Origin of the sequence: Burkholderia sp. AU17457 (assembly GCF_002223255.1) — a bacterium.
GTDB classification, from domain to species: Bacteria; Pseudomonadota; Gammaproteobacteria; order Burkholderiales; family Burkholderiaceae; genus Burkholderia; species Burkholderia sola.
Map to the genome: position 1 here is coordinate 403,101 of NZ_NKFB01000005.1, position 20,903 is coordinate 424,003.

Annotated in this window: 17 protein-coding genes and 1 riboswitch; of the genes, 13 read left to right on the forward strand and 4 right to left on the reverse strand. The window is 68.0% G+C overall.

Going from position 1 to position 20,903, the window contains the following annotated elements; translation table 11 throughout:
• The first annotated feature begins 85 nt into the window (after positions 1–85).
• On the forward strand, positions 86–1,372 hold the full coding sequence (locus tag CFB49_RS19060) for a DUF445 domain-containing protein (RefSeq protein WP_069618588.1): 1,287 nt from the start codon (positions 86–88) through the stop codon (positions 1,370–1,372).
• A gap of 48 nt (positions 1,373–1,420) precedes the next feature.
• On the opposite strand, the gene CFB49_RS19065 is transcribed toward CFB49_RS19060, so the two are convergent.
• Positions 1,421–1,720, reverse strand: coding sequence for an addiction module antidote protein (locus CFB49_RS19065; RefSeq protein WP_050017389.1), 300 nt, complete (start codon positions 1,718–1,720; stop codon positions 1,421–1,423).
• A gap of 3 nt (positions 1,721–1,723) precedes the next feature.
• Positions 1,724–2,062 carry a type II toxin-antitoxin system RelE/ParE family toxin gene (locus CFB49_RS19070; protein ID WP_089436120.1) on the reverse strand — a complete coding sequence of 113 codons (339 nt, stop codon included), beginning with the start codon at positions 2,060–2,062 and terminating at the stop codon, positions 1,724–1,726.
• Positions 2,063–2,439: 377 nt separating this feature from the next.
• On the opposite strand from CFB49_RS19070, the gene CFB49_RS19075 reads away from it, so the two are divergent.
• The 7 genes from CFB49_RS19075 (at position 2,440) to CFB49_RS19110 (ending at position 12,667) form a co-directional block, all read left to right on the forward strand.
• Complete coding sequence (locus CFB49_RS19075) at positions 2,440–4,080, forward strand: acetolactate synthase large subunit (RefSeq protein ID WP_089492050.1); 1,641 nt, start codon at positions 2,440–2,442, stop codon at positions 4,078–4,080.
• A gap of 29 nt (positions 4,081–4,109) precedes the next feature.
• Positions 4,110–5,543, forward strand: a complete 1,434-nt coding sequence (locus tag CFB49_RS19080) for an aldehyde dehydrogenase family protein (RefSeq protein ID WP_069618585.1) — start codon at positions 4,110–4,112, stop codon at positions 5,541–5,543.
• A gap of 215 nt (positions 5,544–5,758) precedes the next feature.
• Positions 5,759–7,342: a Na+/H+ antiporter gene (locus CFB49_RS19085; protein ID WP_069618584.1), complete on the forward strand. Its 1,584-nt coding sequence runs from the start codon at positions 5,759–5,761 to the stop codon at positions 7,340–7,342.
• Positions 7,343–7,814: 472 nt separating this feature from the next.
• On the forward strand, positions 7,815–8,948 hold the full coding sequence (locus CFB49_RS19090; RefSeq protein WP_089436123.1) for a hybrid sensor histidine kinase/response regulator: 1,134 nt from the start codon (positions 7,815–7,817) through the stop codon (positions 8,946–8,948).
• 124 nt (positions 8,949–9,072) lie between these two features.
• Positions 9,073–10,749 carry a methyl-accepting chemotaxis protein gene (locus tag CFB49_RS19100; protein ID WP_069618582.1) on the forward strand — a complete coding sequence of 559 codons (1,677 nt, stop codon included), beginning with the start codon at positions 9,073–9,075 and terminating at the stop codon, positions 10,747–10,749.
• Positions 10,746–11,258 carry a chemotaxis protein CheW gene (locus tag CFB49_RS19105; RefSeq protein ID WP_089436124.1) on the forward strand — a complete coding sequence of 171 codons (513 nt, stop codon included), beginning with the start codon at positions 10,746–10,748 and terminating at the stop codon, positions 11,256–11,258. Before CFB49_RS19100 ends, CFB49_RS19105 begins: the two co-directional genes overlap by 4 nt.
• Positions 11,255–12,667, forward strand: coding sequence for a CheR family methyltransferase (locus CFB49_RS19110; RefSeq protein WP_089492051.1), 1,413 nt, complete (start codon positions 11,255–11,257; stop codon positions 12,665–12,667). The genes CFB49_RS19105 and CFB49_RS19110 overlap by 4 nt, the downstream gene beginning before the upstream one ends.
• A gap of 64 nt (positions 12,668–12,731) precedes the next feature.
• Here the strand turns inward: CFB49_RS19110 and CFB49_RS19115 are convergent, their stop codons facing one another.
• Positions 12,732–13,784 carry an RNA-guided endonuclease InsQ/TnpB family protein gene (locus CFB49_RS19115; RefSeq protein ID WP_089492052.1) on the reverse strand — a complete coding sequence of 351 codons (1,053 nt, stop codon included), beginning with the start codon at positions 13,782–13,784 and terminating at the stop codon, positions 12,732–12,734.
• Between the two features lie 92 nt (positions 13,785–13,876).
• On the opposite strand from CFB49_RS19115, the gene CFB49_RS19120 reads away from it, so the two are divergent.
• From CFB49_RS19120 to CFB49_RS19140, 5 genes are all read left to right on the forward strand, one after another.
• A complete protein-coding gene (locus tag CFB49_RS19120; RefSeq protein ID WP_069618578.1) occupies positions 13,877–14,581 on the forward strand; it encodes a chemotaxis protein CheW in 705 nt (234 codons plus the stop codon).
• Positions 14,578–16,893, forward strand: coding sequence for a hybrid sensor histidine kinase/response regulator (locus CFB49_RS19125; protein ID WP_069618577.1), 2,316 nt, complete (start codon positions 14,578–14,580; stop codon positions 16,891–16,893). The genes CFB49_RS19120 and CFB49_RS19125 overlap by 4 nt, the downstream gene beginning before the upstream one ends.
• Positions 16,890–17,909: a chemotaxis response regulator protein-glutamate methylesterase gene (locus tag CFB49_RS19130; protein WP_069618576.1), complete on the forward strand. Its 1,020-nt coding sequence runs from the start codon at positions 16,890–16,892 to the stop codon at positions 17,907–17,909. Before CFB49_RS19125 ends, CFB49_RS19130 begins: the two co-directional genes overlap by 4 nt.
• A gap of 78 nt (positions 17,910–17,987) precedes the next feature.
• Positions 17,988–18,091, forward strand: a riboswitch (Fluoride riboswitch).
• Between the two features lie 79 nt (positions 18,092–18,170).
• Positions 18,171–19,412, forward strand: a complete 1,242-nt coding sequence (locus CFB49_RS19135) for a voltage-gated chloride channel family protein (protein WP_089492053.1) — start codon at positions 18,171–18,173, stop codon at positions 19,410–19,412.
• Positions 19,413–19,488: 76 nt separating this feature from the next.
• On the forward strand, positions 19,489–20,073 hold the full coding sequence (locus tag CFB49_RS19140; protein WP_089492054.1) for a hypothetical protein: 585 nt from the start codon (positions 19,489–19,491) through the stop codon (positions 20,071–20,073).
• A gap of 16 nt (positions 20,074–20,089) precedes the next feature.
• Here CFB49_RS19140 and CFB49_RS19145 read toward each other — a convergent pair whose 3' ends face one another.
• Positions 20,090–20,803: a riboflavin synthase subunit alpha gene (locus CFB49_RS19145; protein ID WP_089492055.1), complete on the reverse strand. Its 714-nt coding sequence runs from the start codon at positions 20,801–20,803 to the stop codon at positions 20,090–20,092.
• Positions 20,804–20,903 lie beyond the last annotated feature (100 nt).

Sequence of the window (20,903 nt, forward strand, 5' to 3'; positions counted from 1 at the left end):
GCCGTGCGTGCCCGCGCCGGCTACGGGTTTGTCGGTGGGGGCGAAATCGGGGATATTAACGGCATCGCCGATCCCCCCGCCCTCCATGACGCCAGACAAAGCCCTCGAACTGAAACGAAGCAAACGCCGTGCGCTGTGGCTGCTGCTGGCGGCCGTCGCGGTGTTCGTCACCACCATCCTGCTGCCGCGCGGCCCGTGGGTCGACGGCTTCAAGGCGGTCGCCGAAGCCGCGATGGTCGGTGCGCTCGCCGACTGGTTCGCGGTCGTCGCGCTGTTCCGTCGCGTGCCGATCCCGTTCGTGTCGCGCCACACCGAGATCATTCCGAAGAACAAGGACAAGATCGCCGACAACCTCGCGGTATTCGTGCGCGAGAAATTCCTCGGCCCCGACGCGCTCGCCGCGCAGATCCGCCAGCACGATCCCGCGCAGAAGCTCGGCGCGTGGCTCGGCGAGCCGGCGAACACCGACGCGCTCGGCGGCTACGTGACGAAGCTGATGAGCTTCGCGCTCGACATGACCGACGACGCGCGGATCCAGTCGTTCGTCCACGACGCGTTCCGCGCGGTGATCGACCGGGTCGACCTGTCGCAATCGGCCGGCGCGATCCTCGACACGCTGACGAAGGACGGCCGCCACCAGGCGCTGCTCGACGACGCGATCGAACAGGTGGTCGACGTGCTCGACAAGGAAGAGAACCGCGAGGTGATCGCGGGCTTCATCGTCGAATGGCTGAAGACGCAATACCCGAAGGTCGAGAAGATCATGCCGACGCAGTGGTTCGGCGAAAACGGCGCGCGGATGCTCGCAAGCGCGGTGAGCCGCGTGCTCGAAGGCGTCGCGGCCGACCCCGAGCACGAACTGCGGCAACGCTTCGATCGGACGGTCGTGCGGCTGACCGAGCGGTTGAAGCACGACCCCGCGTTCATCGAGAAGGGCGAGGAGATCAAGCGCTATATTCGCGATGGCGATGCGTTCAACGACTACGTGCGCGATTTGTGGGACCAGTTGCGCGCGTGGCTGAAGGCCGATCTCGCGCGCCCCGATTCGGCGCTGCACCGGCAAGCCGCGACGCTCGGTGGCTGGCTCGGCGCACGGCTCGCGGAGAGCCCGGCGCTGCGTGCGTCGCTGAACGAGCACGTCGAGAAGGCCGTGCACGAGATGGCGCCCGATTTCGCCGATTTCCTGATGCGTCACATTCGCGACACGGTGCGCAACTGGGATGCGCGCGAGATGTCGCGACAGATCGAGCTGAACATCGGCAAGGATCTGCAATACATCCGCATCAACGGCACGCTGGTCGGCGGGCTGATCGGGCTCGGGTTGTATCTGGTGTCGCTCGCGCCGCGCTGGGCGGCCGGGTGGCTGCACTGACGCGGGCACGCGCGTTGCGCCCGCGGCCCGACGCGGTGCGCCGCCGGATTATGCGGCCGCCTTCGCGCCGTGCAATTGCAGGCCGAGCGCCTTGATGACTTTCAGGATCGTGCCGAAGCTCGGATTGCCGTCGTGCGACAGCGCCTTGTACAGCCCTTCGCGCGACAGGCCCGCATCGCGTGCGACCTGCGACATGCCGCGAGCGCGGGCGATCACGCCGAGCGCGTGCGCGATGAAGGCCGGATCGTCGCCGCCCTCCTGCAGGCAGGCGTCGAAGTACTCGGCCATGTCGTCTTCGGTTTTCAGATGTTCGGCCGAATCCCACGGCCGCGTGTTGATCTTGTCCATCGATCACTCCATGTCGAGGTGCGCGAGCATTGCATGCGCGGCGCGTATGTCGGCCCGTTGCGTCGATTTATCGCCGCCGCAGAGCAGGATGACCCATATCGTTCCGCGCCTCACGTAGTAGACGCGATAGCCGGGGCCGTGGTCGATACGCATTTCGACGACGGGGGAGCCGGCGGATTTCCAGTCGCCCGTATTGCCCATCGACAGGCGGTCGATGCGCGCCTGGATGCGGCGCTTGGCGAGGCGATCGGGCAGGCCGGCAAACCAGGCGTCGAAGACGTCGGTGGTCCGGATGCTGTACGTAGGCGCACAGTAAGGCACGGATTGCAGGATGTCAACCATGGTTCACATGTTCGATGAATGGAGTCGTCGCGCCTACGGTAGCGCCGCGCGCGTCGTTCGAGGTCGAATTGGCCGTCAGGCCGATCCTGTCGCGAGGCCGGAGCCGGCCATCCGGCCGAAGCCGGAATGCCGCGAATCCGTCTACAATCAAAAGCGTCTTTGCCGCCCGTGCGCGCTTGCCGCGCGCGGGCGAATCCGTTCGTCCTCCGGCATCCCGGGGGCGCCGCCACGCCTCACGCCTCGAGCATCGCGTGTTGCGCGGCGAGCAGTGCCGTGGTCTGTGTCCAGTAGGTAAGGCGTCCGCGTGCCGTAGGCCGGCGCGCGTCCTGAACGCCGCGTGTCCGTAGGCCGGGCAGGCGGCATAACCGAGAGTCCCCATGAAAGCATCGGATCTGTTCGTGAAGGCGCTGGAAGCCGAAGGCGTCGAGTACGTGTTCGGCATTCCAGGCGAAGAAAACCTCGATCTGCTCGAATCGCTGCGGCGATCGAAGATCAAGCTCGTGCTGACCCGGCACGAGCAGGCGGCCGGGTTCATGGCCGCCACCTACGGCCGCCTCACGGGCCGCACCGGCGTGTGTCTCGCGACGCTCGGGCCGGGCGCGACGAACTTCGTGACGGCCGCCGCATATGCACAGCTCGGCGGGATGCCGATGCTGATGATCACCGGGCAGAAGCCGATCAAGTCCAGCAAGCAGGGCCACTTCCAGATCGTCGACGTGGTCGACATGATGCAGCCGCTCACGAAGTTCACGCGGCAGATCGTGTCGATCGGCAACATCCCGTCGGCGGTGCGCGAGGCGTTCCGCCGCGCGGAGGAAGAGCGGCCGGGCGCCGCGCACCTCGAGCTGCCGGAAGACATCGCGCACGAGGAGGGCGACGGCAAGCCGATCCCGCGCAGCTACAGCCGGCGGCCGGTGGCGGAGGAGAAGGCGGTCGCGCACGCGGTCGACGCGATCCAGGCCGCGCGCCATCCGCTGTTGATGATCGGCGCGGGCGGCAATCGCAAGACCACCTGCAAGATGCTGCTCGAATTCGTCGACAAGACGGGCATCCCGTTCTTCACGACGCAGATGGGCAAGGGCGTGATCGACGAGACGCACCCGCTGTGGCTCGGCAACGCGACGCTGTCCGACGGCGACTTCGTGCATCGCGCGATCGAGCACGCGGATTGCATCATCAACGTCGGCCACGACGTGATCGAAAAGCCGCCGTTCTTCATGCGCACCGACGACAAGACCGTGATCCACGTGAACTTCCTCGGCGCGCAGGTCGATCCCGTCTATTTTCCGCAGATCGAGGTGGTCGGCGACATCGCGAACGCGGTGTGGCAGATGAAGGAAGCGGTGACGCCGCAATCGCACTGGGATTTCGAGCGCTTCAGGATGATCAAGGAGCATTTCGACGCGCATCTGCAGAAAGGGCAGCACGACCCGCGTTTTCCGATGTATCCGGTGCGGATCGTCAACGACCTGTACAACGCGTTGCCGGTGGACGGCATCGTCTGCCTCGACAACGGGATGTACAAGATCTGGTTCGCGCGCTACTGGCGTGCGCACGAGCCGAACTCGCTGCTGCTCGACAACGCGCTCGCATCGATGGGCGCGGGCCTGCCGTCGGCGATCGCGACGAAGATCGTGCATCCGCAGCGCAAGGTGATCGCCGTGTGCGGCGACGGCGGCTTCATGATGAATTCGCAGGAGCTCGAAACGGCCGTGCGGCTGAAGCTCGACATCGTCGTGATGATCCTGCGCGACGACGCGTTCGGGATGATCCGCTGGAAGCAGGAGAACATGAATTTTCCCGATTTCGCGATGACGCTGCAAAACCCCGATTTCGTGTCTTACGCGCAAAGCTACGGCGCGCACGGGCACCGCGTCGAGTCGGCCGACGATCTCGAGCCGCTGCTGCGCGAGTGCTTCTCGTCGCCGGGCGTGCACGTGATCGACGTGCCGATCGACTACTCGGACAACGAGCGCGTGCTGAATCGCGAGATCAAGCGCCTGTCGGCGCAACTCTGAATTCCCCGTTCACAGGAAGGAGTCGTTCCATGTTGAAGGAAACCTATCCGTACTACCTCGCCAACGAAGCCGTCTACGCGAACACCGATCTGGAGGTGACCGACAAGTTCAGCGGCAAGGTCGCCACGCGCGTCGCGCTCGCCGACGCGAAGGCGATCGATGCGGCGATCGCCGCGGCCGTCGACGCCACGAAGCCGATGCGCGAGATGCCGGCCTACAAGCGGCAGGCCGTGCTCGATCATTGCGTCGCGCGCTTTCGCGAACGTTTCGACGAACTGGCCGAGGCGCTGTGCATCGAGGCCGGCAAGCCGATCAACGATTCGAAGGGCGAAGTCACGCGGCTGATCGATACGTTCCGTGTCGCGTCCGAGGAATCGGTGCGCATCGACGGCGAGATCGTCAACCTCGAGATCTCCGCGCGTGCGCAGGGCTATACGGGCTACACGAAGCGCGTGCCGATCGGCCCGTGCTCGTTCATCTCGCCGTTCAACTTCCCGCTGAACCTCGCCGCGCACAAGGTCGCGCCCGCGCTCGCGGCCGGCTGTCCGTTCGTGCTGAAGCCCGCGAGTCGCACGCCGATCGGCGCGCTGATCATCGGCGAGGTGCTCGCCGAAACCGACCTGCCGAAGGGCGCGTTCTCGGTGCTGCCCGCGCATCGCGACGGCGCCGACCTGTTTACGACCGACGAGCGCTTCAAGCTGCTGTCGTTCACCGGTTCGCCGGCCGTCGGCTGGGCGCTGAAGGAGAAGGCCGGCAAGAAGAAAGTCGTGCTGGAACTGGGCGGCAACGCGGCGGCGATCGTCGATGCGGATCAACGCGACCGGCTCGACTACGTGGTCGAGCGGCTCGCGTTCGGCGCGTACTACCAGTCAGGCCAGAGCTGCATCGGCGTGCAGCGGATCCTCGTGCATGCCGACCTGTACGACGCGCTGCGCGAGAAGCTGATCGCGAAGACGCGTTCGCTGAAGATGGGCGATCCGAAGGATCCGTCGACGTTCGTCGGCCCGATGATCTCCGAATCCGAATCGCGCCGGCTGTCGGGCTGGATGGACGCGGCCGTCGCGGCCGGCGCGAAGATCGTCGCCGGCGGCAAGGTCGACGGCGCGATGTTCGAGGCGACGCTGCTGGAAAACGTCGGGCGCGAGCAGGACCTGTACCGTAAGGAGGCGTTCGGCCCGGTCGCGATCCTCGAGAAATTCGACCGCTTCGACGACGCGCTCGCGCGCGTCAACGACAGCGACTTCGGGCTGCAGGCCGGCGTGTTCACCGATTCGCTCGCGCATGCGCACCGCGCATGGGACGAGCTGGAAGTCGGCGGCGTCGTGATCAACGACGTGCCGTCGTTCCGCGTCGACAACATGCCGTACGGCGGCGTGAAGGATTCCGGTCTCGGCCGCGAAGGCATCCGCTATGCGATCGAGGACATGACCGAGCCGCGGCTGATGGTCGTGCGGCGCCGGTAACGCGCGGCAGGCCGGGCGGCGCCGCGACGGCACGCGGGCGGGCGATCGGGCCGGCCCGCGTGCCGTTTTTTCATGACGGCGCCGCGCGTGTTCCGCGCGGCGGGCCGCCCGGAACGGGCTCGACTGCGGGTGTCGCGTCGTGATGTAATCGCGCGAAACTGCCGACCGGGGTACGACGCCGGAACGCGCGAATTCATTCTTCACAAGGTCGATTCATGTCCCCCGTCTCGGCATTCAAGCTGGTTCTATTGTCATTCCTCGCGATCGTCGCGCTCGAATGCATCGCGAAGCGGTTGAGGTTGCCGCCCGCCGCCGCGCTGCTGATCGGCGGCATCGGCATCGCGTTCATCCCCGGCCTGCCGCCGGTCAACCTCGATCCCGAGCTGGTGCTGCTGGTGTTCCTGCCGCCGCTGCTGATGGACGGTGCGTACTTCTCCGTGTGGGAAGAGTTCAAGCGCAACGTCGGCGGCATCCTGATGCTGGCGATCGGCGCGGTCGTGTTCACGACATTCGCGGTCGGCTTTGCCGTGCACTGGGTGGTGCCGGCGCTGCCGTGGGCCGCATGCTTCGCGCTCGGCGCGATCGTGTCGCCGCCCGATGCGGTCGCCGCGAAGGCCGTGCTCGAACGGGTCGCGCTGCCGCGCCGGTTGATGGTATTGCTCGAAGGCGAGAGCCTGCTGAACGACGCGGCCGGCCTCGTGCTGTTCCGCTTCGCGGTCGCGGCCGCGCTCACCGGCGCGTTCAGCGTCGAGCATGCGGTCGTTCGTTTCGCGGAACTCGGGCTCGGCGGCGTGGTGGTCGGCTTCGTGGTCGGCAAGCTCGTCGTGTGGTTCCTGAAGCTGCTCGACGACGACTATCTCGTGATCACCGTCGCGGTGATCGCCGGCTGGATCGCGTACATCGCGGGCGAAATGGTCGAGGTGTCGGGCGTGATCGCGACCGTCACGGCCGGCATGATCGTCGGCTGGCATCAGCACGAGGTGTTCTCGGCGGCCGTGCGCACGCGCGGCACCGCGTTCTGGCAGGTCATCGTGTTCCTGCTCGAGGCGATGGTGTTCGTGCTGATCGGGCTGTCGCTGCGCGGTGCGATCCACCGGCTCGGCGGCTTCGAGCAGGTGCTCGGCACGATGGTCCCGCCCGTGCTCGCGGTGCTGGCGGCGGTGATCCTGTCGCGCTTCGTGTGGATCTACGCGGTCGAGGCGCTGAAGTGGCCGGTGCGTGGCCTCGTGCGGCGCGGCGACGCGCCCGACTGGAAGGCCGCGACGATCATGAGCTGGGCCGGGATGCGCGGCGTGGTGACGCTGGCGATCGCACTGTCGCTGCCCGAGGCGCTGCCCGGCCGCGACGTGATCCTGGTCGCGTCGTTCGCGGTGATCCTCGTGACCGTGCTGCTGCAGGGCACGACGATCGGGCCGCTGATCCGGCTGCTGCGCCTGCCGCAGCGCGACGAGCGCGCCGCGCACCATCTGACCGAGCCGCAGACGTGGGCGTACGTCGAGGCCGCGCAGCTCGCGGCGATCCAGCCGCTCGTACGCGACGAGCACGGCGTCGTGATCCATCCGCGTCTGCTCGAGCAGTATACGTATCGCGCCGAGCTGACCGAACGGTCGAAGAACGAACCCGCGTATCCGGCGGAAGTGCGCATGGCGCACTACGACGTGGTGCTGGCCGCGATCCGGGCCGGGCGTGCCGAACTGTTGCGCCTGCATCGGTCGGGGCGCATCCACGACGAGATGCTGCACACGCTCGAACGCGACCTCGACCTGCAGGAAGTGTCCGCGCAGCACGCGCGCGGGTAAGCGGGCCCACGGGCCGGCGTCCTGCCGGCCCTGAAACGCGCGGGTCGAGCGCGTCCGTCGCGCGATTTCTCTTCTCCCGCCTGCCGTTTGCCGCTCTTCGAATCCGGCCCCAATACACGCCCCTGATACGACCCGCCGCCACCCTTGCAGCGCATGCAAACCTCATGGCGCCGGTCTCGCAAACGTTATCGTCCCTCGAATCCGGAAATGATCTGATTTATCTGATTCCGTATCTTTCTGCATATTTGGCAAAACTAAACCGGAAGGAGATAGATGCTGTGTTCTAATTTCATTTAGAATCAGCCGGTTATGTTTATTGAGAGAAAGAATGCGGAGGTAATGTGGTCGTCGACGGGGAAGAAAGCGGCGTCCAAAGCCCCGCGAGGCAATGCCGACAGGCCAAATCGGCGGAATCAGGCGGTTTTTTCAACTGCCAATATAAGATAGCGTCCAAGTCGGATAAACAACTCCCATGAAAGAATCGATTGGAGATTCGGCGTTTGAAACTGTATTTATGAAAGAATCGAGCAGTGATAATGCCTCGGATTGCCTCGAATCGGGCTTATCGGTCCTGCTGGTCGACGACCAGCCGTTCGTCGGCGAGGTGATCCGCCGCGCGCTGCGCAGCGAGCATGACATCGACCTGCACGTGTGCACCGACGCGCACCGGGCGATGGCGGTCGCGCGCGACGTGAAGCCGACGGTCATCCTGCAGGATCTCGTGATGCCGGAGATCGACGGCCTCGATCTCGTGCGTGCCTGGCGCGCGGACCCCCGCACCGCGCGCGTGCCGATCATCGTGCTGTCCGCGAAGGAGGAGCCGATCGTCAAGCGCGAGGCGTTCATCGCCGGCGCGAACGACTATCTGGTGAAGCTCCCCGACGCGATGGAGCTGACCGCACGCATCCGCTATCACTCGAATTCGTACCTGATGTCGCGGCAGCGCGACGAGGCGCTCGATTTCCTGTCGCACGACATGCGTTCGCCGCAGACGTCGATCCTCGCGCTGCTCGACGTCTACCGGGCCGAACACGGCGACATGCCGGCGATCATGGAGCGCATCGCCGGCCATGCACGGCGCGCGCTCGCGCTCGCCGACGGCTTCATCCATCTGACCCGCGCGCAGTCCGAGCGCCGCGCGCACGAGGTCGTGAGTCTCAACGAGATCGTGCTCGACGCCGTCGACCAGCTGTGGGAGAAGGCGGCCGGGCTCGGCTGCCGGGTGAGCGCGTGCGTGCCCGATACCGAGTGCGTGACGATGGGCGACCGCATGATGCTGACGCGCGCGGTCGCGAACCTGATCGACAACGGGCTGAAGTATGGGCCGGCCGGGATGGACGTACATTGCACGCTGACCGGCGAGGACGACGCCTGGCTGATCGGCGTCGAGGATGCCGGCGCCGGCATCGCGCCGGAGCAGCGCACGGCCGCGACCGAGTCGTTCGTGCAGCTCGAATCCGCGCACGGCGCGGCGCGCAGCGGTTTCGGCCTCGGCCTCGCGTTCGTCCGCGCGACGGCGGCGCGGCATCGCGGCCAGATCCTGATGCGCAATACGGCGCGCGGCTTCATGGTCGCACTTCGGCTGCCGGCGCAAGCGGAGCGATGATGTCGCGACGCGGCCTGCCGGCGCCGCGCCGCCCGCGGGACCCCGATGCGCTCGTGGCGCGCCAGCCGGCGCGCCAGGCGGGCGCGGATTTTTCAACGCTGAATTTAGAAAGCCCATAACGAACATGGCCACCTTGACGCCCCGCGCGACCAATGAAAGCCTGCATCCGACGATCGGCGCTGCCCGGCTGACGCTCGGCAATCGCATCCTGCTCAGCTTCGGCCTGCTGTTCGTGCTGATGCTGGTGACCGCCGGCGTGTCGTACGAGCGACTGCGTGCGATCAACGCCGAAGCCGTCAGCATCGAGCGCGACTCGGTGCCCGGCGTCTACCTTGCGTCGTCGCTGCGCGGCGCGGTCAACGAGTCGTTCACGCTGCTGCAGCGCGGCATCTTCGTCGACACCGAGCCCGACGCCGCGCAGCGCGATCTCGCGAAGATCGCCGACGCGCTGAAGGAGATCGAGTCGCTGTCGGTGGACTACCAGAACACGACGTTTCGCGACGACGACCGGCAGCGCTTCATGGCGTTCCGCGGCGCGTACGATCACTACGTGCCGTTGCTGAACGAAGCGGTGCAGAACAGCCGCGCATCGCACGGCGAGGCGGTTGCCGCGTACGCGAAAGCGCTGCCCGCATGGACCGAGGTCGTGCGCAACGCGAACGTGCTGGTGCAGGAGAACCGCAAGTTCGCGGAGCAGTCCGCGAAGCTGATCCGCGAATCCGTGCAGGACACCGAGATCGTGCTCGCGACCGCGCTGGCGTTCATGCTGCTGTCCGCGCTCGGGCTCGGCTACATGCTGTACCGCTCGGTGACCGTGCCGATGGCGCGGCTCGTCGAGGTGCACGACGTGATGCGCACCGGCAACCTGACACATCGCCTCGATCTGCGCCGCCGCGACGAATTCGGCACGCTCGAGACCGGCTTCAACCGGATGGCCGACGAGCTGACCGAGCTGGTTTCGCGCGCGCAGCAGTCGTCGCTGCAGGTGACGACGTCGGTGGCCGAAATCGCGGCGACGTCGCGCGAGCAGCAGGCGACCGCGAACGAGACCGCGGCGACGACGACCGAGATCGGCGCGACGTCGCGCGAGATCTTCGCGACGTCGCGCGACCTGCTGCGCACGATGAACGAGGTGGCCGGCGTGGCCGAGCAGTCGGCGACGCTCGCGGGCGTGAGCCAGAGCGGGCTCACGCGGATGGGCGAGACGATGCGCAGCGTGATGGACGCGGCCGGCTCGGTGAACGCGAAGCTCGCGATCCTCAACGAGAAGGCGCTGAACATCAACCAGGTGGTCGCGACGATCACCAAGGTGGCCGACCAGACCAACCTGCTGTCGCTGAACGCGGCGATCGAGGCCGAGAAGGCCGGCGAGTACGGCCGCGGTTTCGCGGTCGTCGCGACCGAGATCCGCCGCCTGGCCGACCAGACGGCCGTCGCGACCTACGACATCGAGCAGACGGTGAAGGAAATCCAGTCGGCCGTGTCGGCGGGCGTGATGGGGATGGACAAGTTCTCCGAGGAAGTGCGCCGCGGGATGCTCGACGTGCAGCAGGTGGGCGGCCAGCTGTCGCAAATCATCGCCGAGGTGCAGACGCTCGCGCCGCGCTTCCAGATGGTCAACGAAGGGATGCAGACGCAGGCGAACGGCGCCGAGCAGATCACGCAGGCGCTGTCGCAACTGTCGGAAGCCGCGCAGCAGACGGCCGAGTCGCTGCGCCAGTCGTCGCAGGCGATCGACGACCTGACGCTCGTCGCGAACCAGTTGCGCACCAGCGTGTCGCGCTTCAAGGTCGACGCGTGACGCGCGCCGATCCGCAGAACGGCGCGCACGCGCTGTTCCTGATGTTCGAGCTCGACGGCGAGCGCTATGCGCTCGACGCGGCCGGCATCGACGAGGTGCTGCCGCTCGCCGTCATGAAGGCGGTTCCCGGCGCGCCCGACTGGATCGCCGGGCTGCTGATGCGCGGCGGCCAGCCGGTGCCGGTGATCGACGTGCCGATGCTGGCGCTCGGGCGGCGCGCGCAGGCGCTGCGCTCGACGCGGCTCGTGATGGTCCGCCATCGCTCCGGTCACGCCGATGGCGAGCGCACGATCGGCCTGATCGTCGAGCGCGCGACGCAGACGATGCGGATCGACCGCGCGGCATTCCGCGCCAGCGGCGTCTCGACCGCACGCACGCGCTGGCTCGGGCGGGTCGCGAACACGCCCGATGGCGTCGTGCAGCAACTGTCGGTGTCCGACCTGATCGACGACGTGGCACGCCTGTATCTGTTCGACGGCCTGTCGGGCCACGGGGAGGAGTTCGCATGAACGCGTCCGAATCGCGCTTTCGCGACTGGTTGCTGCGCGAGACCGGCATCGACGCCGATTCGCTCGGCAACGATTTCCTGATGCGGGCGCTGACGGATCGCGTGCATGCGTTGCGGGCGGACGGCGAGCGCGTGCCGTCGGCCGCGCGGCCGCCCGTCACGCCGGAAGCGCTCGACGCGTACTGGCAGCAACTCAACGCGTCGGCCGACGAACGGCGCGCGCTGATCGAGCTGTTCGTCGTTCCGGAAACGTGGTTCTTCCGCGACCGCGAGGCCTTCGCGACGCTCGCGCGGCAGGCCGCCGAACGGCTCGCCGCGATGCCCGGCCGCGTGATCCGCGTGCTGAGCGCGCCGTGCTCGACGGGCGAGGAGCCGTATTCGGCGGCGATGGCGTTGCTGGATGCGGGGCTCGAGCCGGCGAGCTTCGCGATCGACGCGATCGACCTCAGCGCGCGCGCGATCGAACAGGCGCGGCTCGGCTGTTACGGGCGCAATGCGTTCCGCGGGACCGCGATGGAGTTCCGTACGCGGTATTTCACGCCGACCCGCGACGGCTGGCTGCTCGACGAGCGCGTGCGCGCGCGCGTGCAGTTCAGTCACGCGAACCTCGTCGAACCGGTTGCCGATAACGGCATTCGCTACGATTTCGTGTTCTGCCGCAACGTGCTGATCTATTTCGACCGCGATGCGCAGGATCGCGCGATCCGCTCGCTCGACGCGCGTCTTGCCGACGACGGCATGCTGTTCGTCGGGCCGGCGGAGACGGGCGTCGCGATGCGGCACGGGATGCGCTCGGCGCGCGTGCCGCTGGCGTTCGCGTTTCATCGCGAGCCGGCGGGCGCGGCGGCCGATGCATGCGCGGCCCGGCCGGTTGTGCCGCTGTCCGCGGCGCCGGACCGGCGCGCGGAGCGCTTCACGGTCGCGCCGCTCGCCGCGCCGCGCCCGGTGGTGGCCGTCGCGCCGCCGGGCTGGCTCGGCGACGGGCGCCAGCCGTTCGCGGCGGCGCCGGCCGTGCAGGCTGCCGCAGTCGACGCGCGGGCCTCTCTGGCGGCGGCGACCGCCGTGGCGGCCGCCCCGGCCTACGACGGGATCGCGCCGACGATCGACGATGCGCCGACGCTGGAGGATGCGCAGGCGCTGGCGAACGCGGGCGCGTTCGACGACGCCGAGCGCGTGCTTGCGCAATTCTCGGCGCGTGTCGGCCCGCATGCCGACGCGTTCTACCTGAACGGACTGATCGCGGATGCGCGCGGCCGCGCAGCGGAAGCGAGCGACTTCTACCGGAAGGCGCTGTACCTGCGCCCCACGCATCACGAGGCGCTGACGCATCTCGCGACGCTGCTCGACGTCGGCGGCGATCGCGCGGGCGCGCAATGGCTGCTCGAACGCGCCCGGCGTTCGGCCGGCTGACACGACGACGGGAAATGGGACCGACACCGCGATGACCAGAGGAACCCTTGACGTCCTCCTCCGCCTAAAGGCGGAAGATTCCCACACCTGGCGATGCACGTCCGCATCGGAGAATGTTCAGCGCAGCGTTGGTATCTCGATCATGCTCGACACCACAGTCACTGCAGGTCCACTCTCTTATTCTCAGTCCCGCGATACCTTTCGGCCGCGTTGTGCTGTCTTTCGACCCGCACGGCGAACAGGACTGGGTAGAACCGCTTTCATCGACTTCATCGAACGTGACTCCGTGCGCCATCGCTTTGTAACGGAGCTTGTTTCGGAAGGACGACCAGGACGCGTCGTAGACGCTCTTCGCCATCCTGGTTCTGGCGAGTTTGACGGCAGATACGTTGCCGACCGCGATGTAATCGAAGCGCCGCACCAGATCGAGCGCGAGCTTGTGTTGGAAATCGGCACGGGCGTTCGTCACTTTGGCGTGCAACTTCGCGATATGCCGCCTGTGTTTTCGCGCCCGTTGCGCTTTCGCGAGTTTCTCGGCCGCGCATCGACCGAACCGATCGTTAGGCAGCTTCTCGCCGGTCGAAAGTGTGGCGAAGTCTTTCAAGCCGAGATCGATGCCGACGCCGGAACGGATCGGTCGGGCCTGAACATCGGGTATCTCGATCACGATGTTGAGAAACCAGTTGCCACGCGCGTCCTGCGCGAAGTTGCTCCCGTCCTTGATCTTGCCTTCGGGAAGCGGCCGGCTGTTGAACACGCGAAAGGTGTTGCCGGCAAAGCGGAACGCGTCACCCTCGCGCTTCAGGTCACGCCCCTTCAGCGGCACCCAGCCCAGCGATTTCCTGCCGCGATAGCGCAGGTAGGGCCGACGGTGCTGGCTGCGCGACTTCGCGTATTGCTCGCACGTCGCGTTGATCGTGCCGGAGTGGATGCCGAGTTCCTTGCTGCTGCCGGTCGTCAGCACGTTCAGGTCGAATCCTGTAGGCCACTTCTTGCCCCACTTCAACGCGTGCTTCTGCGTGTCGTTGCAGAAGTTCCAGACGTAGTTCACCGCACGGCTCTGCTTGTTGAGCAGTCCGTTGAGCGACTTCACGCGGTAGCGGTAGACAAGGATCATGCCGGTGATCCTAACTCGTGGAAGAAGCTGCCTGTCAACAGCACGCCTTTCCTTCCCGCCATCAATGGCGGGGTCTCTCGGAGAAAATTCTGATGAACCGCGCCGCTGCCACTGACGACGCGACGCTCGACGTCGACGATTGCTGGAACCGGATCGGCACGCGCGGCGACCGCTCGTGCGAGCGGTTGAACGACTGCCTGCGCTGCCTGAACTGCCCGGTCTACGCGTCGCACGCGGCGAAGCTGCTCGAGCGTCCGCTCGACGTGGCCGAGATGGCGGACGTCACGCGCCGGATGAGCGCGTTCGGCACGGCGCGCGCGGGCGACGACGACGGCGATACGCGCCATGCGGCGCTCGCGTTCCGGGTGGCCGACGAATGGCTCGCGCTGCCGATCGGCGTGCTGCGCGAGATCGCCGGCACGCGCCCGATCCATTCGCTGCCGCATCGCCGCCATTCTGCCGTGCGCGGCGTGGTCAACATCCGCGGCACGCTGCGCATCGCGATCTCGATCGGCGCGCTGCTCGGCCTCGATGCCGGCAAGGCCGGCCGCGGCGGTGGCGACGGCCGGTTCACGCGGCTGCTGGTGGCCGCGCACCAGGGCGAACCGGTCGTGTTTCCGGTCGACGAGGTCGAGGGCGTGCTGCGCTTCGGCGCGTCCGACTGGGTACCGGTGCCGGCGACGGTCGGGCGCGCGAGCGCCGGCCTGTCGCGCGGCGTGCTGTCGTGGCGCGGCAAGTCGGTGGGCCTGCTCGACGACGATCGTCTGTTCGACGCCGTGACACGGAGCATGCGATGAGCGGCGATGACGACCTGAGCCACCTATCGCTGCTCGAGCTGTATCGCGAGGAGACGCGCACGCAGACGCAGGCGCTGTCGGAGCGGCTGCTCGCGCTCGAATCGGGCGAGCCCGATTCCGTCGCACTCGAAGCGTGCATGCGCGCCGCGCACTCGCTGAAGGGCGCCGCGCGGATCGTCGGCGTGCCGCTCGGCGTCGAGATTGCCGGGCGGATGGAGGAATGCTTCGTCGCCGCGCAGGCCGGCACGATCGCGCTGACGGCCACGCACGTCGACGTGCTGCTGGCCGGCGTCGATTTGCTGGTGCGCGTCGGCGATCCGCAGGGGCAGCCCGTGTCGCAGGCCGAGATCGACGTGTTCGCGGCGGCGCTGACGGGCGCCGACGGCGCGCAGACGATGCAGGCGCCGGCCGCCGTGCCGCCGCCGGTGCCGATGCCGCCGTCGTTCGTGCCGTATCGCGATCACGACGGCGCCGCGAACGAGCCGGTCGGTGCGGGTGCCGCGGTGCCGCCGCTCGCCGTGTCGAGCCCGGTGCCCGATCCGGTCCAGGCCGGCCGCGTGGCGGGCGCCGGCGCGATGCGCCGCGTGCGCGCCGATACGCTGAACCGGCTGCTGAGCCTGTCCGGCGAATCGCTGGTCGAATCGCGCTGGCTCAAGCCGTTCGCCGAATCGATGCTGCGCGTGAAGCGCGCGCAGCGCGACGCGGCCCGTTCGCTCGACCTGATGGTCGAGCAGTTCGCCGACGAGCTCGACGCCGGCATGCTGGCGTCGATGAACGAAGTGCGGCACATGCTCAACGACCTGCAGCGCTCGCTCGCCGAGCGGATGGACGAATTCGACCGCTTCGAGCGGCGCAGCACGCATATCGCCGAGCAGCTGTACGACGAGGCGCTGCAATGCCGGATGCGGCCGTTCGGCGACGCGACGCGCGCGTATCCGCGCATCGTCCGCGATCTCGCGCGCTCGCTCGGCAAGCAGGTGCGTTTCTCGATCGTCGGCGAAGGCACGCAGGTCGATCGCGACATCCTCGACCTGCTCGACGCGCCGCTCGGCCACCTGCTGCGCAACGCGATCGACCATGGCGTCGATTCGCCCGACGCGCGGCAGGCGCGCGGCAAGCCGGCCGAGGCGAGCGTCACGCTCGAGGCGCGCCACAGCGCCGGCTCGCTGCTCGTCAGCGTGATCGACGACGGGCCGGGCGTCGACATGGACGCACTGCGCGCGGCCGTCGTGCGCCAGCGCCTGACCGACGACGAGACGGCCGCGCGGCTGTCCGACCCCGAACTGCTCGAGTTCCTGCTGCTGCCGGGCTTCTCGATGCGCGATGCGGTGACCGACGTATCGGGGCGCGGCGTCGGCCTCGACGCGGTGCAGGAGATGGTGCGCGGCGTGCGCGGCGCGGTGCGGATCTTCAACGAGCCGGGCGCCGGCATGCGCTTCGTGCTGCAGTTGCCGCTCACGCTGTCGGTGATCCGCAGCCTGCTCGTCGAGGTCGGCGGCGAGCCGTACGCGTTCCCGCTCGCGCATGTGCGCCGCACGCTCGAACTCGCGCACGACGATATCGACGTGCTCGAAGGGCAGCCGCATTTTCCGTTCGACGGCCGGCGTGCGGGCCTCGTCGCCGCGCACCAGTTGCTCGACGCGGGCGAACCCGACGTGGCCCGCGCCAGCACGGCGGTCGTGGTCGTCGGCGCCGAACCCGAGCTGTACGGCGTCGCGGTCGACCGCTTTCTCGGCGAACGGATGCTCGTCGTGCAGCCGCTCGACAGCCGCCTGCACAAGATCCAGAACATCGCGGCCGGCGCGTTGCTCGAGAACGGCGACCCGGTGCTGATCGTCGACGTCGAGGACCTGATCCGCTCGGTCGACAAGCTCGTGCGCGGCGGTCAGCTCGCGCGGCTCACGCGCGATCCGCAGCTCGCGCTGGCCGACCGGCGCCGCCGCGTGCTCGTCGTCGACGATTCGCTGACGGTGCGCGAGCTCGAACGCAAGCTGCTGGAAAAGCGCGGCTACGACGTGACGGTCGCGGTCGACGGGATGGAAGGATGGAACGCGGTGCGCAGCGATGCGTTCGATCTTGTCGTGACCGACGTCGACATGCCGCGCATGGACGGGATCGAACTCGTCACGCTGATCAAGGGTGACCCGATGCTCAAGCGCGTGCCGGTGATGATCGTGTCGTACAAGGATCGCGACGAGGATCGCCGCCGCGGGCTCGACGCCGGCGCCGACTACTACCTCGCGAAGAGCAGCTTCCACGACGAAGCGCTGCTCGACGCCGTGCACGACCTGATCGGGGACGCGCGAGGATGAACATCGGCATCGTCAACGACCTGCCGCTGGCCGTGGAGGCGCTGCGCCGCGTGATCGCGCTGCGCGCGGACCATCGCGTGCTGTGGGTGGCGACCGACGGTGACGAGGCGGTGGATTTCTGCGTCGCGCAGCCGCCCGACGTCGTGCTGATGGATCTCGTGATGCCGAAGGTCGACGGCGTCGCCGCGACGCGCCGGATCATGGCGCGCGCGCCGTGCGCGATCCTGATCGTGACGGCGAGCGTCAGCGCGAACACGTCGTCGGTGTACGAGGCGATGGGCGCCGGCGCGCTCGACGCGGTCGACACGCCGACGCTCGCGCTCGGGCTGTCGACCGACGCGTCGCCTCAGGCGCTGCTCGCGAAGATCGACCAGATCGGCCGGCTGCTCGAAAGCCGCAGCGCGGCGCTCGTGCCGCCGGGGCCGACGCCCGCGCGTGGACAACCGACGCTCGTCGCGATCGGTGCGTCGGCGGGCGGGCCGACCGCGCTCACCGCGCTGCTGCGCGCGCTGCCGGCGGATTTCCCGGCCGCGATCGTGATCGTCCAGCACGTCGACCAGGCCTTCGCGCATGGCATGGCCGAATGGCTCGACGGCTATACGCGGCTGCCGGTGCGCGTCGCGCGGCAGGGCAGCATGCCGGAAGCCGGCACGGTGCTGCTCGCGGCGACCAACGACCATCTGATGCTGTCGCCGCGCGGCGTGCTCGGCTATACGCGGCATCCGGTCGAAACGCCGTACCGGCCGTCGATCGACGTGTTCTTCAACAGCGTCGCGGACGGCTGGCAGGGCGAGGCGCTCGGCGTGCTGCTGACGGGCATGGGGCGCGACGGCGCGCTCGGCCTGAAGGCGATGCGGGCGAAGGGCTGCTACACGATCGCGCAGGATGAAGCGACCAGCGCCGTGTACGGGATGCCGAAGGCGGCCGCGGCGGTTGGCGCGGCGTCGGCGATCCTGCCGCTCGAGCAGATCGCGCCGCAGTTGACCGCGCGGATCGCGCTCGCGCCGCGCGACTGACCGCGCGTCGGGCAGAGGCGATCGCTGCGTGGCGCGCCGGCGCTGCATTGCCTGCGTGGCGCGGCGTCGCGTACAATTGCGGCCTGCGGAGATGGCATGCCTCCCTGCGGTCGTTCCCGGCGCGTGGCGCACGGTGCGACCCTCAACCGCCGGTTTGCCCGGCTGATGATGCCTGCGTGTTCCTGGGTCGTCAGGAGGTCGCAGGCCGTCCATCCGGTATTCTGCCGCCCAGGTTTTGATGTTCCGTCGAATCTGGAAATCATGTTCTTCACCACTTCTGCCGATCTTTTCGCGACCGTGCGCTACGTGTGCCGCTGGCTCGCGCTTTCCGCGCTGCTCGGCGCGCTCGCCGGCACGGCCTCCGCACTGTTCCTGATCGCGCTCGACTGGGCGACCGGTACGCGCGTCGCGCATCCGTGGCTGCTGTGGGGGCTGCCGGCCGCCGGTTTCGCCACCGGCTGGATCTACCATCGCTTCGGCCAGTCGGTCGCGCGCGGCAACAACCTGCTGATCGACGAGATCCACGACCCGAAGGCGCTCGTGCCTAAGCGGATGGCGCCGCTCGTGCTCGTCGCGACCGTCGTCACGCACCTGTTCGGCGGCTCGGCCGGCCGCGAGGGCACGGCCGTGCAGATGGGCGGCGCGCTCGCCGATCGCGTCACGCACCTGTTCCGTCTCGATCGCGAGCATCGCCGCGTGCTGCTGATGGGCGGCATCGCGGCCGGCTTCGCGTCGGTGTTCGGCACGCCGCTCGCGGGCGCCGTGTTCGGGCTCGAGGTGCTCGCGATCGGGCGCCTGCGCTACGACGCGCTGCTGACCTGCGTCGCGTCGGCGATCGTCGCGGACGTCGTGTGCCGCGCGTGGGGCGTCCATCACACGGCCTATGCGATTCCGTTCGTGCCGGCCGTCTCGGCGACCGGGCTGGCGGTGACGGTCGTCGCGGGCGTCGCGTTCGGCGTGGTCGGGCGGCTGTTCGCGTTCGCGACGCATGCGCTGACCGCGTGGTTTCGCCGCGCGATCCGCTATGCGCCGCTGCAGCCGGTGCTCGGCGGCCTGCTGGTCGCGGTGGCCGCGACCGTGCTGAACGCGCCGCAGTATCTCGGCCTCGGCATCCCGACGATCGAGGCCGCGTTTCGCGGCCCGCTGCCGCCTTACGATTTCGCGGGCAAGTTCGCGTTCACCGTCGTCACGCTCGCGTCGGGGTTCAAGGGCGGCGAGGTGACGCCGCTGTTCTACATCGGCGCGACGCTCGGCAACGCGCTCGGCCAGGTGCTGGCGCTGCCGGTGCCCGTGCTCGCGGGGCTCGGCTTCGTCGCGGTGTTCGCGGGCGCGGCGAACACGCCGATCGCGTCGACGATCATGGCGATCGAATTGTTCGGCGCGGACATCGGCGTGTACGCGATCGTCGCCTGTGTCGTCGCGTATCTGTTCTCGGGGCACGCGGGGATTTATCGCGCGCAGCGCGTGGCGGTGGGGAAGGGGGCGCGGGTTGAGGCGGAGTGAGGCGGGGGCGCGGTCGATGTCGGTCGATCGCGGCGGCGCGATGCGATACCCGGGACGCTAAAAAGAGAGGCATCCAATGACGTCGGACGATTTTCTGAACGAAGCCGGGCGGCTCGCGAGGCCGTGCCGTCAGTACCGTTTCGCGGACGACGGCGAACCCGTCGCCGGATACTGGCATGGGGTCGATGCCGGCGAGTTGTGTATTTCCATCGAACGCGACGGCGTCTGGCTGAACGTCTATCTCGACGATAGCGGCACGTCAGGCCGTGCGGAGACTTCCATGCAACCCGTCCGCTCCGCCCGCCCGCTGTGCCGATCCGACGCGCTGTCGCTTCCGCCGGTCGACGCGGTGTTCCGCTTCGGTTCCGCCGCGATCGGCGCATACCTCGACGCGCACGGCTGGCAGCGCGACTGGGGATTCAACGGCAACTTCAAGGGCGCGGCCGCGCACGACTACGAGCGTGCATGGATGGCGCAATGCCCGCTCTACACGGGCGGCATGGTGGCCGTCGCGGGCGGATGGAACATGCCATGGCCCGACGACGACTGGAATGAACTGATCGACCTCGAACTCGTCCTCTGGACGTTCGAGGAACCGGAGTCGTGGGTCGAGGTGTTCTTCGACGGCAGCCGGTACTCGGTGATCCAGCGGATCACCTAGCACGCGGGCATCGCGCTTACTGCTTCGGCAGCCGCGCGACATGACGCGCGAGCAGTTCCTCGATATCGATGCCTTTTTCCGCGAGCAGTGCGGTGACGACGCCGTTCAATTCGCCGAGCGTTTCCTTGACCGATTCCCGGATCGTATCCACGACGACCTGCGTGCTGCGCTCGATCTCGATGTTGACCTTGTCGTTGACACCCTTCGCATCGAACGTGGTCGCGCGGCGCGTTTCGGGAATCAGCCAGACGTCGAACCAGCCTTCGTCGCGATTGACGTCCGACACGGTGAGGCTGCAGCCGTTGATCGCGATGTAGCCCTTCGCGAACACATAGCGCTTGAATTCGGCCGGCACGCCGATACGGATCATCCGGTTGTGCTCGGACGAGGCGACGTGCGCGATGGTCCCCGTGAAATCGACATGACCGGACAGCGGATGGCCGCCGATTTCCGCGCCGTCCTTCGCGGCCCGCTCGACGTTGACGCGCGCGCCGGTCGTGAGGTCGGCGAGCGTCGTGATCCGCAGGCTCGGCAGCATCACGTCGAAGTCGATCAGCACCGGCGAGTGGATGGTGGTCACGGTCAGGCACACGCCGTCGACCGACACGCTCGCGCCGATCTCGATATCGTCGGTGAACCGTTCGGGGAATTCGATGCTGAACGTTCTCAGCTCGCCGTGATCCTTGATGGCGTTGATGACGGCAACACCTTGAACAATGCCTGTAAACATGATCGATCCCTCGTCGCAAATTTCCTGGCCGACATGATAAGTGATCCCGCTGCCGGACATGCCGCGGCGCGCGGGCCGGCGCCGGCGAGCACGTGCCGCA